Consider the following 16,211-nt stretch of genomic DNA (forward strand, 5'->3'; position numbering starts at 1 on the left):
CCGTGATCAAAGCATACGACGGATGTCACGAAGGACGGGGCCAAAGCGGCCAAAAACGACACACAAGCGGCCATTTAACGCACCTCGACGCGCCGGCCCGCAAATCCTGTGCTAGCCTCGTTCATCAACTTGAAGGAGTGGCCCATGCCGGTAAAACCGCACCTCCCCGACTCGGAAGCCGACGTTCCGCCCCATGTGATACGCCAGGTCTTGCAGTTGCTGGCCAGCCGTGGCCACTCGGGCGAAAGGCTGTGCAAGGGCTTGGGATTCACGCCGGAGAATCTGTGCGACGCCGGTTTTCGCGTCTCCTACCGGCAAACCAGCATGCTGGTGCGGCGCGCCATGCAGCGCTGGGGCGACCCGGCCATCGGCATCGCCACCGGCGCGCGGCAGACGGTGGTGTGCTTCGGCCTGCCCGGCTTGGGCATGCTCACCTGTCCCACCTTGGGCGAGGCGCTGCTCTACCTGATCAAATACCAGCGCGCGGCGGGGGCGCTGACCATCAACGAGCTGGCGGTGGTCGACGAGCGCCATTTCACGATCGAAGTGGCGACCCGCTTCCACGATCCGGAACTGGAACCGTTTTTCATCGAGGAGATCTTCGTCAGCGGCGTGGAGGTGGCGCGCGCGATGGTCGGCTCGCATTTCCGGCCGGCGCGGCTTGAGCTGCGTTATCCGCGTCCAGTCTACGCCAGCGCCTACAGCGAGTACTTCCGCTGCCCGGTGGTGTTCAACGCGCCGCTCAATCGCCTGATCTGCGACATGACCTGGTACCACTGCCCGCTGCCGACGCATGACCGCTTCATGCAGGACAGCCTGCAGGCGCAGATCGACCAGTTGCTGTCGATCGACACGCCGCGCAACGACCTGGTCGAATCCATCATGAACGTGCTGCGGGCCTCGGTCGACGAGATGCCGGGACTGGCGCAAACCGGAGCGGCGCTCAATATGAGCGAGCGCACGCTGCGCCGCCGCCTGGCGGAGCTGGACACGTCCTACCAGCGGCTGGTCGACCAGGTGCGCTACGAGTGCGCGCTCGACCTGCTGCGGCGCAGCGCGATGCCGCTGGTCGATATCGCGATGGCGACCGGCTTCACCGACGCCCGCAACTTCCGCCGCGCTTTCAAACGCTGGTCCGGCATCCTGCCGAACCAGATACGGCAAGGCATGCCCGCCCCACGGCTGCTGATGCCGGAGCGGGCGGACTGACGCGGGTGGACTGACTACCGTCAGGGTATCTCCCATTTGCCGGCGCGGAGCACCACCAGCCCACGCCGCCGCAGCGACTCCAGATAGCGCGCGTGGCCGCGCACCCCTTTTTTGCGGAACAGCGGTATCAGCTTGGGCAGCATGTTCGGCACCAGCATCGCCAGCCTCACCGTCCACGATTCGCTGACACGCGGATAGCGCTCCAGGCATGGGCTGTCCAGCATGCGCATGACCTGGCGCGCGACGTCCTCCGGCTGCTGCGGCGGATCCATGAACTGCAGCGTGTTGCCGCCATCGATAGCCTCGCGCATCAGCATCTGCGTCTCGGTCGCCGACGGCAGCACGCTGCCAACGTGCACCCCATGCCGCTCGCGGTCCAGGCCCAGGCACAGCATTGCCCCGCGCAGGCCGAATTTGGTGGCCGAGTAGATGCCGGTTTCCGGCAACGGGAAAATCCCGCCCAGCGACACGGTGTTGATCACGCGGCCGTCGCCGGCGCGTTGCAAGGCGCCAAAGGCCAGCCGGGTCAGCACGATCGGCGACAGCAGGTTGATATTCAATTCCGCCAGGATGTGATCGACCGAACGCTCCTCGAAATTCCCCGTTCCGGTCATGGCGGCGTTGTTGACCAGGATGTCGAGCCGGCCGAAGCGCTCCTCGATAAAGGCCAGCAGGGACGGCAATTTGTCCAAATCGTCCAGATCGACCCGCACGCCCACCGCACTCGGTCCCAGTTCCGCCGTCGCCCGGTCCAGCGCCGCCTGGTCGCGGTCGGCCAGCACGCACGTGATGCCCCGCTCCACAAAACCGCGGCAGATCGCCCTCCCTATGCCGCCCGCGCCGCCCGTGACCAGGGCAACCCGCCCCGCCCGGCCGGCGTTCGTTGTCATCGCCATGTGTATTCCTCTAGTGGTCTTAGTTGTTTTTATGGCCGGCCGCGCCCAGCTGCATCCAGATGGTCTTGGTCTCGGTGTACTGGTCATGGGCCAGCAGCGATTTCTCGCGTCCGCCGAAGCCGGATTCCTTGTAGCCGCCGAACGGCACGCCGGTATCGCCTTCCGAGAAGCAGTTGATCGACACGGTGCCGGCGCGGATGGACTTGGCCACACCGTGGGCGGAATCCAGGTTGCTGGTGTAGACCGACGACGCCAGGCCGTAGCTGGTATCGTTGGCGATGGCCACGCCCTGCGACAGATCATCGAATTCCATCACCGACAGCACCGGCCCGAATATCTCCTCGCGCGCGATCGTCATCGACGGCAGGACGCCATCGAAGATGGTCGGCTCGACGAAGCTGCCGCCGCTGTCCCGGCGCACCTGGGCGCCGCCGTGCGCCAGCCGCGCGCCCTGCTCGCTGCCGCCTGCGATATACCCCAGCACGCGCCGCATGTGTCCCGGCTCGATCAGCGCGCCGACGCGGGTGGCCGGATCGAGCGGGTCGCCGACCGGCCATTCGTCGAAGGCGCGCTTGACCTCCTCCAGCAGCTCATCCTTGCGCGAACGGTGGACGATCAGGCGCGACCCGGCGCTGCAGTTCTCGCCCTGGCAGAACAGCGCGCCGGTGGCCACCTGCCGCGCCACGCGCGGCAGGTCGAAGGCGTCCGCCAGCACCAGCGCGGGGCTCTTGCCGCCGCATTCCAGCACCACCCGCTTCAGGTTGGACTCGGCCGAGTACTTCAGGAACAGCCGCCCCACCTCGCCCGAGCCGGTGAAGCTGATGCAATCGATATCGCGGTGGCGGCCCATGGCCTGGCCCACGGTCTCGCCGTAGCCCGGCACGATATTGAGCACGCCCTCGGGAATGCCCGCCTCCAGCGCCAGGCGGCCCAGCATCAGCGCGCTCAAGGTGGTCTGTTCGGCCGGTTTGATGACGATCGAATTGCCGCTGGCCAGCGAGGGGCCGATCTTCCATCCCGCCAGGTAGATCGGGAAGTTCCACGGCAGGACCGCGCCCACCACGCCGATCGGCTCGCGCACGATCATCGCCACCACGTCCGGCGCGGTCGGCGCCACCTGGTCGTACAGTTTGTCGGCCGCCTCGGCGTGCCATCGCAGGCTTTCGATCATGTCCGGCAGGTCGGCCGACAGCGCGTCGCGTATCGGCTTGCCCGAGTCCAGGCTCTCCATCAGCGCCAGCGTTTCGAGATTCGCCTCGACCAGGTCGGCCAGTCGCAGCAGCACCTTTTTGCGATGCTTGGGCGACGCGCGAGACCAGTCGCCATTGTCGAATGCCCGGCGCGCCGCGCCGACCGCCACGTCCACGTCGGCCGCGCCGCAACTGGCGATGCTTGCCAGACGGGCGCCGTTGGCGGGATTGAAGGTGTCCAGCCGATTGCCGGAGATGGCGTCGACGAAGCGTCCGCCGATCAGGGCGCGGGTTTCGAAATCCAGGCCGGCGGCCCGTTGTTGGTAGTAGTGCAGTGTCTTGTCCATGTTCCCCCCTAAGCCGCCGCGCGCAGGCCGGTCGGGGACCGCGAGGCGGCCACGCTGTCGCGCAGGCTGTCGTAATAGGACTCGCTCAATTCCGGCCAACCCATTTTCTTGCGAAGACGCTTCAGATACGACTTGAGCGCATGCGCCTCCAGATAAACCTCGTGCCGCTGCGACATGACGAATTTGAGCCCGCCAGACAGATCGGGATCGTCGCTGGCGATCAGCGCGTCGAAAGGGCTGGCCTTTCCAGGGTTGTCCAGCTGGTCGCGCAGGTAGGCGGCGATCATGAAGGCCTCGGTGTCGAACAGCTTGTAGGCGCTGGAGTTGGTTTCGACATAGCCGATACCGAACAGATTGCGGTGATCGCGGCTGAACATCGACAGATACAACTGCGGCCTGCCACCGCGCCACTCGAAGTATTCGCCGGCGTATTTGCAGCTCCACTTGTAGCCGGTGGCGTAGATCACCAGATCGAGCGCCTCGCGGCTGCCGTCCTTGAAGACGACGTCGTCGCCGTCGTAGTGCGAGACGTCCGGCTTGACCGCTATGTTGCCGTGCTGGAGATTGTGCAGCAGCTGGGAATTGAGCAGCGGATGGCTCTCGAACAGCCGGTGGTCCGGCTTGGGCAGCCCGAAGCGCGTCAGATCGCCGGTGAACATTTTCAGCAGCACGCTCATCACCGGCCGCGCGATCCAGATCGGCAGTGGCGGGCCGCTCTCGCCCACCTGGTCGGCGGGAAGCCCGAACAAGTGCTTGGGAATGAAGTGGTAGCCGCGCCGCATGCTGATGAAGGCCTTGTCGGCGCGGGTGGCGGCGTCGCAGGCGATATCCGCGCCGGAATTGCCGGCGCCGACGATCATCACCCGCTTGCCCTTGAATTCATCGCTGCTCTTGAAGGTCACCGAATGGCGGATCTCGCCGTTGAAATGGCCTTTGATCTCGGGCATGTTCGGGTCCCAGTTGCAGCCGGTGGCGCAGATGACGGCCAGGTAGCGCCGGCGGGCGCCGTCGCCCAGGGTCACCACCCACTTGCCGTCATGTTCCTTGCGCACGTCCCGCACAGGGGTATTGAAGCGGATCGCCTCGCGCAGGCCGAAGGCGTCGGCGTAGCTGCGCACATAGCTTAATATTTGCTGGTTGGTCGGATAGTCGGGATAGGACTTCGGCATCGGAAAACCGATGAAGCCCGACAGGTCGCGCGACGAGATGAAGTGCGCCGATTCGTAGATCGGGCTGCCGGGGTTGTGCATGTCCCAGATGCCGCCGACGTCCGAGTGGCGTTCGAACTGCTCGTACGGCAGCTTCATTCCCTTGAGCGCGCGGGCGGCGGACAGGCCGCCGGGACCCGCGCCGATCACGCAGACGGCGTTGCCGCAGTCGATAATCTGGTCGGTCTGCTCTTGTCCCATTTTTAGTCTCCCTTGTGTGTCGTTGTGTGTGCAGCCTCGCTTTCGGCTTGAATTCATTGTGCAAACAAAGTGGCCGGCGCATGGGGGCCAAAGGGACAGGCAGGGAGCATTTCCGGCCAACGCCGTCTTTCGGGCGGTCACGCAACACCGGGGCCTGTTTGGCCACCCCGGCGTCCTCCGCTGTCCGATCCGGCCCCTTTGCAGGTCCGGCGCGCGACTACATTCGATGACAGAAACTTAAAAAAGACCAGTCCGTAAGACCAAACATAACAACGGGGAGATATCGTGAAGACAAACGAAAAACAGGCGCGGTCCGGCCGCAAGGTAGCGTTGCGCACACTGGCGCACAGCATCGCCGTGGCATTCGCCGGCACCGCCGCCCTGCCCCTGGGGGCGCTGGCCCAGGACGACATACAGAAGGTGGTCGTCACCGCGCAATCGCGATCGCAATCGGCGCAGGAGGTCCCCATCTCGATGGAGGTCGTAACGGCCAAGGACATCCGCAACCTGGGCGCCAAGAACCTGGGCGATTTGAACGGCTATCTTCCCGGCCTGGAGGTGGAGGCCACCCAGCCCACGCAACCGATCTTCGGCATACGCGGCGTGCAGGCGGGAGACTTCGGCATCGGCACCGACATGCCGGTCGGGATCTATGTGGACGGGGTCTATACCGGCAAGACCGGCGGCGCGCTGATGAACTTCATCGATATCCAGCGCGTCGAGGTGCTCAAGGGGCCGCAAGGGACGCTGTTTGGCCGCAACAGCGCCGCCGGCGCGATCTCCGTCGTGACCAACGAGCCGGATCAGACGTTCGACCTGAACGGCCACCTCAAGTTCGGCGAGTATGGCCGCGCCAATATGGACGCGATGGTCAACGTGCCGCTGGCGGACAACACGGCGGCGCGCCTGGTCTTCGTACGCGCCGAAAGCGATGGCTGGGTGCGCAACGCCACCACCGGAGAACGGACCGCCGGCGACAAGTCCTGGGCCACGCGTCTCTCGCTCAAGCACAAGGCCGGCGACGCGACCCTGAACCTGACCCTGGAACACGAGCAGCTGCGCCAGAAAGGCTGGCCGGCCTTCGGCGTCGTCAAGGACCCGGCGCTGCCGTTCGCCGGCTTCACCGGCGTCTACGACGCCGCCTACGTCGCCAACTTCGTCGATCCGCGCAAGGCGCCGCTGGAGAACGACACCGGCGGCAGCGAGCGCCGCACCTTCGACGGCGCCACCCTGCGCGCCGAACTGCCGCTGGGCGGCCTCACGCTGCGCTCGATCACGGCCTACCGCACCTTCTCCACCTACAACCTGACCGACAACGACGGCACCGCGCGCCGAGATTTCTCGCTGGCGAACACCGATCAGAAAAAATCCTACAACTGGCAGCAGGAGTTCAAACTATCGGGTAAAACCGAACACCTGGACTGGATCGCCGGCGCCAGCTTCTACGACAACCGCGAACGGCAATCCTCGACCGCCCTGCTCAATACCGCGACCCTGGACAACGTCAGCCTGCTCGGCGGCGGCAACGCCGACTTGGCGAACCTGTTCGGCGCGCTGGGACAGGCCGGCATTCCGGGCGTCGACGCGTCGTCCAACTTCCCGTGGGGCGAAACCACCCACAACTACCTGCGGACGCGCGCCTTCTCGGTCTACCAGGACGTGATCTGGCACGCCACCCCGTCCACCAACCTGACGTTGGGCCTGCGCTGGAGCCGCGACCGCAAGAACATGGAATGGCACGTGCCCGGGCGCGAGTCGCCGGCGCTGGACGCCCTGCTCAACACCTACGGCCCGCTGGCGGGACTGGACGCCTCCGCGCTGCCGTCGAACCAGATCTTCTACGCCGCCGGCCAGCTGGCGGCCACCCCGGTCCAGTCGACCAAGAGCTGGACCGACTGGAGCCCGCGCCTGGTGCTGGACCACAAGCTGACGCCCGACCTGCTGCTGTTCGCATCCCTGTCGAAAGGCTACCAGGCCGGCGGCTTCAATGTCTTCACGCCGCCGAATCCGGCCTCCGCCAACCCCAGACAGCGCGACCCGAGCTACGATCCCGAGAAAATGACCAATCTGGAGTTGGGCTTCAAACTGTATGTCCCATCCATCAAGGCCACGCTCAACGGTTCCGTGTTCGCCTACCGCTTCAAGAACCTGCAGGACATCAAGCTTGGCGGCACCGGCCCCATACCGACCTACAACGTGGTCAACAGCGACCAGCAAGCAAAGGGACTCGATCTCGATGGCCGCATCCGCGTATCGCCGAATCTGACGCTGTTCGCGGGGATGGAGCTGATCGACCAGACCTATAAGCGTTACCTCACCATCGACGACAGCGGCGCGGCCCTGGACCTGTCCGGCCAGACGGTCGGCACGCCGACCTTCAACGGCATGGGCGGCGTCAACGCCAGCTGGGAGGCGCTGGGCGGCAGGATCAGCACCACCCTGCAAGGCACCTACCAGAGCAAGGCGCGCTGCAACGACGACACCCGCGCGCTGCAATGCCTGAACGCGCCGGCCTTCCGCACCGGCGAGGCGCGCAGCAAGGCCGACTTCCGCTTGGGCTGGGACAACGCCAACGGCAAATTCGGTATCGCCCTGCTGGTGAATAATCTGTTCGACAAACAGTATGCGTACACGCTCGACGGCCAGACCAAACCGTTCGGCCTGCCGTACGCCATCGTCACGCCGCCGCGCACCGTCGCGCTGGAGCTGAGGGGCAGCCTGTAGACCTCAGATGGCGCTGCCCGAGACGCGCACGAAGGGGCCGATGCAGCGCTCCATGCTGCGCTCCACGCACATCAGGAACATGTCGCCGCCGGGATGGAACAGCAGGTAATTGGTGACCGAGCGCCCCGGCTTGGTGATCTGGCCGGCGCAATCGGGTTTGCCGTTGTCCTTGACGAGGGTGTCGACCGACTTGTAGAAGCCCTGTTTGTCCGGATGGTCGGCGATGACGAAGGTGGACTCGGCCACCTCCTCGTTGCTGAACACCAGCGTGCTGCCGTCACCGCGCACCCGGTAGGTCTCGCTGCAGGAGCCATCGGGCAGCGTGATTTTCCAGATGCCGATGTACGGATGATCGTGCCGCACCGGCGCGGCGCAGGCCGTCGTCGGCGCGCCGGCGAGCGCCAACGAGGCCGTGAGCGCGGCCGTCAGGAAAAGAACTCTGCTCATCATTGCATCCCCCCACGCCAGATTGTTTTGTCATTTAAGCTATTAAAGCATAAACGGGCCGGCGATCTTTCGGCGCGCCGCTGAAAGCTCGTTTCTCCACGTATATAATTATCGAATTGACACCCATCTGTGGAGAACCAATGCTATCGCATGTCTACGTCGGCACCAACGATTTTGAAAAGGCGTTCGGGTTTTACAGCGAAATGATGGAGGCGCTCGGCACGCGCCTGCGTTTCAGCGATCCGGCCAAGCCGTGGGCGGCGTGGATGCCGGCGGAAGGCGGACGGCCGCTGTTCATCATCGGCAAACCGTACGACGGCCAGCCGGCGGGATGCGGCAACGGCCAGATGATCGCGCTGATGGCGACCTCGCGCGAGGCGGTCGACCGCGCCCACGCGGCGGCACTGGCGCATGGCGGCCAATGCGAGGGACCTCCGGGGCTGCGTCCGCAGTACCACGACAACTACTATGGCGCCTACTTCCGCGACCCGGAGGGGAATAAACTGGGCGTCGTCTGCCACGACGCCGCCGGTCCTTAACGCAAAATCAGGCCAACGCCTCCTTGGCCGCCTCCTCCGGCGTCAGGCCGTCGTAGAACTGGTCGGTGAACCATTCGACCTGCTCTTCGATGTGATCCTGCGCCTCCGCCACCGTCGCGCCACCTTTGACCAGGAAACCCTCGACCTCGATACACCAGTTGATCAACTCCAGGGTTTCCGGATCCAGTTCCTCTTTTTTCCTTGCCATGATTTACCTCTACATCGGGTGGGTACGAGCCTCCAGTGTAACAGGCGGCAGGCTTACTTCTCCGGGTACAGCACCACCTGCACATAATTATTCATGTCGAAGTAGCGCTTGGCCGCCTCCTTCAGATCGGACGGCTTGAGCGCCTGCACGCGCTCCTCGTACTTCAGGATATCCTCGGGATTGCTGTCGTTGAAAAAGGCGTTCTGCAGGGACGCCATCCAGTAGCCGTTCTCGCGCATGCCCTTCTGGTAGCCTTTGAGCCAGGCGGATTTGACCTTGTTCAGGTCCGCCTCGTCGGCGCCGTTCCGCTTGATCTTCTCGATCTCGGCGAAGGTCGCGGCGATCACCTTGTCGACGTTCTCCGGCGCGCACGGCAAATTGGCGCTGATCGAGTAGTTCCCGTACGGGATGCGGTTCAGCGAGCCGTTCATGCCGCCGCTGTAAATAACGCCCATCTTCTCGCGCAGCACCTCGATCAGTTTGATGTTCAACACCTCGACCAGCGCCTGCAGCCGCATGCGCTCCTCGCGCGAGTATTTGGCCTCGCCGGTGAACGACAGCGAAATGGTGCTCTTCGGATCGGCGCCGGCGCGCACCTCCTTCTTGACCACGCCCCGGACCGGACGCACACCTTCATCCTTGAAGGCCACCGGGATCTCGGCGGTCGGCAGGCTGGCCAGGTAGGTCGCGATCAGCGGCTTGATCTTTTCCACATCGAAGCTGCCGACGATGAAGAAGGTGAAATCGCGCGCGCTCGACAGACGGCTTTTATAAATCTCCATCACACGGTCCAGCGTCAGCTGATCGAAGTCGGCCGGTTTTGCGGCGCGCAGCACGCGCGGGCTGTTGTTGTAGATCGTCGCGGTGATCGTATCGTAGAACACCGACTCCGGCCGCGCCATATTGTTCTGCGCCAGTTCGCGCTGGCGGTCGACGTAGGCGCTGTAGATGGCGGCATCCTTGCGCGGCTGCGTCATTTGCAGATACGCCAGTTGTAGCATCGACTCGATATCGTTGCTGCCGGAACCGCCGCCCACCGATTCGTTGAGTGAGTTGACGGTGGCCTGGGAGCTGACGCTTTTTCCAGCCAGGACCTTCACCACATCATTGGGCGTGTAGTTCAAGATGCCCATCTGGCCGACGATGCTGCTGGCATAGTGGGCCGCGAAGACATCCTTGTCGTCGAACAGCGACCAGCCGCCGTAGCGCAGGCCCGCCATCATCACCTGGTCGTTATTGAAGTCGGTGGGCTTCAGCACCACCTTGACGCCGTTGCTCAGCACGAGCTCCGTGGTGCCAAGCTTCGCGTTGGCGGTTTGCTTGACGATGGTGCCCGGCTTCGGCAGGACCGGCATCAGCTGGTTGGCGTAGATCTTCTCTTCCTGCGCCTTGACGCTGATCTTTTCTGCCGCGTTGGCGATGGCCACCAGATCGGCCGCCTTCGGAGTCGCCACTCCGGCCTTGTCGACACCGGTGTAGATCACCAGTTTGCTCTGGTTGTCCGGGATCGCGACCTTGACGGCGGCATTCACTTCCGACAGGGAGATATCCGGAATCAGCTCGCGCGCATAGCGGTATTCGGCGGCGATTCCCGGGATGGTTTCATCCTCCAGGAAGTGACGGATGTATTCGGCCGCGTAGTCGGACGAATCGGATTTGTCACGCTCGTTGTACAGATTCTCGTAGGTTCGCAGGATGCCCTTCTTGGCTCGTTCCACCTCGGAGGCCGTGAAGCCGTACTGGCGGGCGCGCTCGTCCTCCTCCACCAGCGCGTTGATGGCCGGCGTCACGCCGCCCTTGCCCAGCACCGCGCCGGCGCCGAACGAACGGTAGCCGCGCACGATCTTGTTCATGCCGCTGCCGCCTTGCAGGAACGGCGGGTTGGCCTGCTGCGTCAATTCGTACATGCGCTGGCTGAGGATGAAGCTGTACAGGTTTTCGATCAGCTTCTGGCGGTAGTCTGCAAGGGTCTCGCCGGCCGGCCAGGGCTGGATCGGATAGCGAATGTAAACGGAGTTGCTGCTGACTTCCTTGTCGGTGAAGACGATGCCTTCCGACTCCTGGCGCTCGGGGATCTTGGCGTATTCGCGCGGACGCGGGTTCGCCGGGTTCTTCAACTGGCCGAAATGCTGTTCGATCAGCTTCTGCGCCGCTTCCGGCTCGATGTCGCCGACCACCACCACCGCCATCAGGTCCGGACGATACCAGTCGCGGTAGAAGCGCTTGATGGCGTCGTACTTGAAGTTCTTGATGATGTCTTCTTTACCGATCGGCATGCGCTGCGCGTAGCGCGACCCGTTGAGCACCTTCGGCAGCACCACCTTGTTCATGCGGTCGTCGACGCCCTTGCCCATGCGGAGTTCTTCGAGCACGATGCCACGTTCGCTGTCGATGTCGGCGTCATTGAAGGACAGGCCATGCGCCCAGTCCTCCAGCACCTGGAAGCCCTGCTCGACGATCTCCTTCTTGTCGGTCGGTATCGGCAGGATGTAGACGGTTTCGTCGAAGCTGGTATAGGCGTTCAGGTCGGCGCCGAACTTTACTCCGATCGACTGCAGATACGATACCAACTCATTGCGCTTGAAATTGGTGGAGCCGTTGAAGGCCATATGCTCGGTGAAGTGGGCCAGCCCTTGCTGGTCGTCGTCCTCCAGGATCGAACCGGCTTTGACGACCAGCCGCAGTTCCAGCTTCTTCTCGGGACGCGCGTTCTTTTGCAGATAGTATGTCAGGCCGTTTGCCAGTTTGCCAACCTTGACCTGGGGCCCGATCGGCAGCACGTCGCTTAGTTTGAGCGCAGGCTCCTTGCCCTGGCCCTCAACTTGTCCCTGGCTTTGCGCCAGGAAGGAAAACGACAGCAGCAACGCCCCGGACAGCACCCGCAATTTAATCAATTTCATTCGGCAGACAGTAAAAATCGGAAAAAGCTACCTTACACCGAAAATCCTGATTTGGGCTAGAATCCTTGTTCGCCTGCCGACCGGCAGGCGCTAACTTACGTCTTCGGGGCGGGGTGCGATTCCCCACCGGCGGTAAGGCCAGCGATGGTCAAGCCCGCGAGCGCCTTTCCGGCTTATCGGAAAGGGTCAGCAGATCTGGTGCGACTCCAGGGCCGACGGTATAGTCCGGATGAAAGAAGATGTGCGGTGACGCGGCCTCCCGCCCGAGCGATCGGTGTGGCGGGCCGCGCGTATTCGCTTGCCCTGTTGCGTTTTTCGCTATTGCGAGGAGCGTTCCACCATGTTTGACCAAGTATCCGCAGTATCCCCCTACTCCCTCGTTTCGGACGACCTGGCAGGCCGCATCGCCGCCGCGCTCGAGGCCATGCGCGCCGGCGTGCCGGTCATCCTGCTTGATGATTTCGACCGCGAGAACGAGGCGGACCTGATCGTCGCCGCCGAAAAAATCACCGTGCAATCGATGGCGCTGATGATCCGCGAATGCAGCGGCATCGTCTGTCTGTGCCTGAGCGCCGACAAGGTGCGCGCGCTGGAACTGCCGCCGATGGCCGCCGACAACGGCAGCCGTTACGGCACGCCGTTCACGGTATCGATCGAGGCGCGCGAAGGCGTCACCACCGGCGTTTCGGCGGCCGACCGCGTGACGACGATCCGCACCGCCATCGCCGCCGACGCGCGTCCGGGGGATCTCGTGCATCCCGGCCACGTGTTCCCGTTGCGGGCGACGCCAGGCGGCGTGCTGGCGCGCAAAGGCCATACCGAAGGTTCGGTGGACCTGGCCACGATGGCCGGCCTGCAGCCGGCGGCGGTGCTGTGCGAGTTGATGAACCCCGACGGCACGATGATGCGCGGCGCCGAGATCGAACGCTTCGCCGAGCTGCACGCGATGCCGATCTTGACGATCGCCGAGATGATCGAGTGGCGCAAGACCAACGAAGCCTGATCCTCATCGGAGACACGTAGGGCGGATTAGCGCAGCGTAATCGGCCATGCGTGCGCCGCCGACGGCTCATCGATGGCCGATTACGGCGTTCCGCCTAATCCGCCCTACGTGTCTCCACGAGAACTCAAAGGCTTCACATAAAAATACACCAGGGCCAACGCCGCCGCATAAGCGCACGTCACCAACCCGAACGCCATCGGCAAGCGCCACGCCCAATCCCCCGTCACATGCAACACGGTACCCATCATCGCCACGCCGACCAGCGCGCCGATCTGGCGATTGGCGTTCAGCGCGGCGGCTGCGCTGTTGGCATGCGCCTTGCCCGCCACCAGCATCACCGTCGCCGTCATTCCCGGAATCGCGATCCCGATGGCGACGTTCATCACGACAGCCCCCAGCACCAACAGCCAGTAAGGCGTCTGCGGCGACAGCCCGGTGAGCATCGCCAGCGCCGCCCCCAACCCCACCATCAACCCATACAACATCGGCGGCCGCGTCCCCACACGCGCCACAATCACGCCCGAACTCAGATTACCGATGGCGAAGGCACCCATCATCGGTATCAGCTTCAATCCCGTGTCCAGCGCATCCGCCCCGCCCTGCTGGATATAAAGGCTAAGCAGGAACAACTGCCCGAACACCGCGAAGTTGATCAGGAACCCGACACCATTGGCCGCCGCAAAGGCCGGCGTATCGAATAAGGCGCGCGGCAGCAGCGGATGCGCGCCGGTGCGTTCGCGCGCCACCAGCAGCGCGCCGCAGACCACCGCGGCGAAAGCCGCCGCCAGCACAGCCGCCGACATCCAGCCCAGCACCGGTCCCTCGATCAGCACAAAACTCAGCGCCGCCAGCGCCGCCACGCCCAGCACGTGGCTCAGCATCGACAACGCGCGCCGGTGCGGCGGCGTGGCCGGCGCCAGCATCTGCGTCAGCACGATACCGGCCAGGCCAATCGGCACGTTCACCCAGAACACGCTGCGCCAGCCGAATTCATGGACCAGCAGCCCGCCCACCAGCGGGCCGGCGGTCGCCGAGCATCCGACGATGGCCGACCAGGTGCCCAGCATGCGTGCCCGCGTGCCCTGGTCTTCGTAGGCGTGCGTCAGCAGGCTTAGGGAACTGGGCATGAACAGCGCGGCGCCGGCGCCCTGCAGCAGCCGCGCGGCGATCAGCGCGTTCCCGCTCGGGGCCAGAGCGCACGCCACCGAGCCGAGTATGAACACGCCCAAGCCGCCCTGATAAACGTTCTTGGGGCCGAAACGGTCGGCCAGAGCGCCGCCGGCCAGCAGCAGCGCGGCGAAGGTCAGCGTGTAACCATCCACCACCCAAACCAGGCCGGTGAGCGGCACCGACAGGCTGACCGAGATATCGGACAAGGCGGTGTTGACGGCGGTGACGTCGATCATCGCCATCACGAAGCCGATGGCCAGCGTCATCAGCATCAGTAGCGGGGGAACCTGGCGGGCGGGCGCCGAAACGGCGGTCACGGTGGTGGATTGGGTGGTCATGGAGCGTCCTTCAAAGAGATCCGCTCCATCTTAGGCCGCTTGCCTGATGCGGTAAATGCGCATAACATCGGCACTCCGATGCAAAAATGCATCACAAACTACGGGCCGACTAGCCATGGACTGGGACAACGCCAGGATTTTCCTCGCCATCTACCGCAAAGGCACGCTGCGCGCGGCCGCCGGCGAGCTCAATATCGACCAGGCCACCGTCGGCCGGCGCCTCAACGCGCTGGAGGACTCGCTGGGCGCGCGCCTGTTCCTGCGCACGCCGTCCGGCTACATGGCCACGCCGGCCGGCGAACTGGCCCTCACCGCCGCCGAATCGATGGAACAGGCGGCGCTGCGGTTTCAGCGCGAAATGCAGGGCATCGACAACCGACTCTCCGGCGCCGTGCGCGTCACCACCTCGGACACGATGGCGAGCCATTTCGTCATCGACGCCATGCGCCGGCTGCACGTGACGCACCCCGAAATCCGCATCGTCCTGAGCACCGGCACCGAAATCACCAGCCTGACGCGCCGCGAAGCCGACCTGGCGGTGCGCACGCTCAAGCCAACGAGCCCGGACCTGATCTCGCGCCATCTCACCAAGCGCAGCATGGGCTTGTACGCCACACCCGGCTACCTGAAGGAGCGCGGCATGCCGATACCGGGCAATGGCCTGGCGGGCCATGACATCGTGATCTATCAAAGCGCGGTGGCGCCGCGCCATCGCGATAAGATCTGCCTGGAGCCGGTCGCCAACGCCCGCGTGGCGATCGAGGTCAATAGCGGCTTGATGCTGCTGGAGGCGGCGCGCAAAGGCATGGGTGTGACCGAACTGCCGTGCCACATGGCCGACGGCGATCCGCAGCTCGCCCGTGTCTGGCCGGACCGGGTCGACCACTACGACGTCTGGCTGGTGATGCACAGCGATCTGAGTCGCAGCGCGCGCGTGCGCGCCGCCGCCGACGCCATCATCGACAGCTTCCCGCAAACGTGAGGGCGGCCATGACGAACACCTGCCCGCGCCGTCCCGGTGCTAATATGCCAACATGAACGCTCAAGCATCGACTCCATCCATATTGCAACGGCTCCACCATGGCGCGGTCGACTGGCTGCAAACGTGGTGGCGGCTGGCGCAGTTCGCCGTGCTGATGCTGTCGGTCGCGCTCACGCCGGCCACTTACGGCCGCGCCAACCGCCCGGTGCTGGCGCGCCACCTGGTGGCAGACACGGTGCCCAACCTGGCGTGGTTCGGCGTGCTGTCCGCGCTGGTCAGCCTGGTGCTGATCCGCATCGTGGTGGTCACCTCGCAAAGCTACGGCCTGTCGCGCTTCGCGCTGGAGATGGTGGTGCGGGTGCTGGTGCTGGAGCTGATTCCATTGACCGCCGCCGCCTTCGTCGCCCTGCGCACCACGCTACCGGCCGGCCTGGAGTTCTCGCAAGGCCGGAGCGCCGGCACCGTCGCCACCGCGCAGGAGCTGCATGGCGAATTTTTCCCGCGCGTGGCCGCTGGCGTCTTCGCCGTCTGGATGCTGGCCGCCGTCAGCTGCGTGCTGACCCTGATCCTGGCCTACCTGACATTGTATGGTTTCACGCCATGGGCGCTCACCGGCTACACGCGCGTGGTCGGCCAGGTGTTCAACCCCGCCGTCACGCTGATACTGGTGCTGAAGGTCGTCTTCTTCAGTTTTGCGGTCGGCCTGATCCCAATGGCGTCCTCGTTCTACTTCGGCGCCAACTATCGCGTCAAGGTCACGCACGGCCTGTCGGACATGGTACGGCTGTTCGCCATGATCCTCCTCATCGAAGTCGCCTCACTGATGGGCAACTACTACTAAGCGGCGAT

General features: G+C 64.5%; 13 protein-coding genes and 1 riboswitch. Of the genes, 6 read left to right on the forward strand and 7 right to left on the reverse strand.

All coding sequences use genetic code 11. The features are described from left to right. Positions 1 to 144 precede the first annotated feature (144 nt). Positions 145 to 1,209: an AraC family transcriptional regulator gene (locus tag MRBLMU1_RS18645; protein WP_363504013.1), complete on the forward strand. Its 1,065-nt coding sequence runs from the start codon at positions 145 to 147 to the stop codon at positions 1,207 to 1,209. Between the two features lie 20 nt (positions 1,210 to 1,229). Here MRBLMU1_RS18645 and MRBLMU1_RS18650 read toward each other — a convergent pair whose 3' ends face one another. From MRBLMU1_RS18650 to MRBLMU1_RS18660, 3 genes are read right to left on the reverse strand one after another with little or no spacing between them, the layout of a single operon-like run. Next, a complete protein-coding gene (locus MRBLMU1_RS18650; protein ID WP_363504015.1) occupies positions 1,230 to 2,105 on the reverse strand; it encodes an SDR family NAD(P)-dependent oxidoreductase in 876 nt (291 codons plus the stop codon). Positions 2,106 to 2,124: 19 nt separating this feature from the next. Beyond that, a complete protein-coding gene (locus tag MRBLMU1_RS18655) occupies positions 2,125 to 3,642 on the reverse strand; it encodes an aldehyde dehydrogenase (protein ID WP_363504017.1) in 1,518 nt (505 codons plus the stop codon). An 8-nt stretch (positions 3,643 to 3,650) separates the two neighbouring features. Continuing rightward, a complete protein-coding gene (locus MRBLMU1_RS18660; RefSeq protein ID WP_363504019.1) occupies positions 3,651 to 5,051 on the reverse strand; it encodes a flavin-containing monooxygenase in 1,401 nt (466 codons plus the stop codon). A 285-nt stretch (positions 5,052 to 5,336) separates the two neighbouring features. On the opposite strand from MRBLMU1_RS18660, the gene MRBLMU1_RS18665 reads away from it, so the two are divergent. After that, positions 5,337 to 7,775, forward strand: coding sequence for a TonB-dependent receptor (locus MRBLMU1_RS18665; protein ID WP_363504021.1), 2,439 nt, complete (start codon positions 5,337 to 5,339; stop codon positions 7,773 to 7,775). A 3-nt stretch (positions 7,776 to 7,778) separates the two neighbouring features. Here MRBLMU1_RS18665 and MRBLMU1_RS18670 read toward each other — a convergent pair whose 3' ends face one another. Then, a complete protein-coding gene (locus MRBLMU1_RS18670; RefSeq protein WP_363504023.1) occupies positions 7,779 to 8,225 on the reverse strand; it encodes a hypothetical protein in 447 nt (148 codons plus the stop codon). Positions 8,226 to 8,362: 137 nt separating this feature from the next. Here MRBLMU1_RS18670 and MRBLMU1_RS18675 point away from each other — a divergent pair, with 137 nt between their 5' ends. Beyond that, entirely contained in the window at positions 8,363 to 8,761 is a 399-nt protein-coding gene (locus MRBLMU1_RS18675) for a VOC family protein (RefSeq protein WP_363504025.1), read from the forward strand. Between the two features lie 7 nt (positions 8,762 to 8,768). Here the strand turns inward: MRBLMU1_RS18675 and MRBLMU1_RS18680 are convergent, their stop codons facing one another. Together MRBLMU1_RS18680 and MRBLMU1_RS18685 are read right to left on the reverse strand one after the other, a co-directional pair. Further along, positions 8,769 to 8,969, reverse strand: coding sequence for a hypothetical protein (locus MRBLMU1_RS18680; protein ID WP_363504027.1), 201 nt, complete (start codon positions 8,967 to 8,969; stop codon positions 8,769 to 8,771). Between the two features lie 53 nt (positions 8,970 to 9,022). Continuing rightward, entirely contained in the window at positions 9,023 to 11,869 is a 2,847-nt protein-coding gene (locus tag MRBLMU1_RS18685; RefSeq protein WP_363504029.1) for a M16 family metallopeptidase, read from the reverse strand. A 95-nt stretch (positions 11,870 to 11,964) separates the two neighbouring features. Continuing rightward, positions 11,965 to 12,114: riboswitch (FMN riboswitch) on the forward strand. 95 nt (positions 12,115 to 12,209) lie between these two features. Between MRBLMU1_RS18685 and ribB the strand changes: the two genes are divergently transcribed. Next, positions 12,210 to 12,872 carry a 3,4-dihydroxy-2-butanone-4-phosphate synthase gene (gene ribB / locus MRBLMU1_RS18690; protein ID WP_363504031.1) on the forward strand — a complete coding sequence of 221 codons (663 nt, stop codon included), beginning with the start codon at positions 12,210 to 12,212 and terminating at the stop codon, positions 12,870 to 12,872. Positions 12,873 to 12,976: 104 nt separating this feature from the next. Here ribB and MRBLMU1_RS18695 read toward each other — a convergent pair whose 3' ends face one another. After that, positions 12,977 to 14,380: an MFS transporter gene (locus tag MRBLMU1_RS18695; protein WP_363504033.1), complete on the reverse strand. Its 1,404-nt coding sequence runs from the start codon at positions 14,378 to 14,380 to the stop codon at positions 12,977 to 12,979. A 115-nt stretch (positions 14,381 to 14,495) separates the two neighbouring features. Between MRBLMU1_RS18695 and MRBLMU1_RS18700 the strand changes: the two genes are divergently transcribed. Both MRBLMU1_RS18700 and MRBLMU1_RS18705 read left to right on the forward strand, forming a co-directional pair. Further along, positions 14,496 to 15,362: a LysR family transcriptional regulator gene (locus MRBLMU1_RS18700; RefSeq protein ID WP_363504035.1), complete on the forward strand. Its 867-nt coding sequence runs from the start codon at positions 14,496 to 14,498 to the stop codon at positions 15,360 to 15,362. Between the two features lie 52 nt (positions 15,363 to 15,414). Beyond that, on the forward strand, positions 15,415 to 16,203 hold the full coding sequence (locus MRBLMU1_RS18705) for an MlaE family ABC transporter permease (RefSeq protein ID WP_363504037.1): 789 nt from the start codon (positions 15,415 to 15,417) through the stop codon (positions 16,201 to 16,203). Positions 16,204 to 16,211 lie beyond the last annotated feature (8 nt).

The organism is Burkholderia sp. LMU1-1-1.1, assembly GCF_040675865.1.
Taxonomy (GTDB): domain Bacteria; phylum Pseudomonadota; class Gammaproteobacteria; order Burkholderiales; family Burkholderiaceae_D; genus Rugamonas.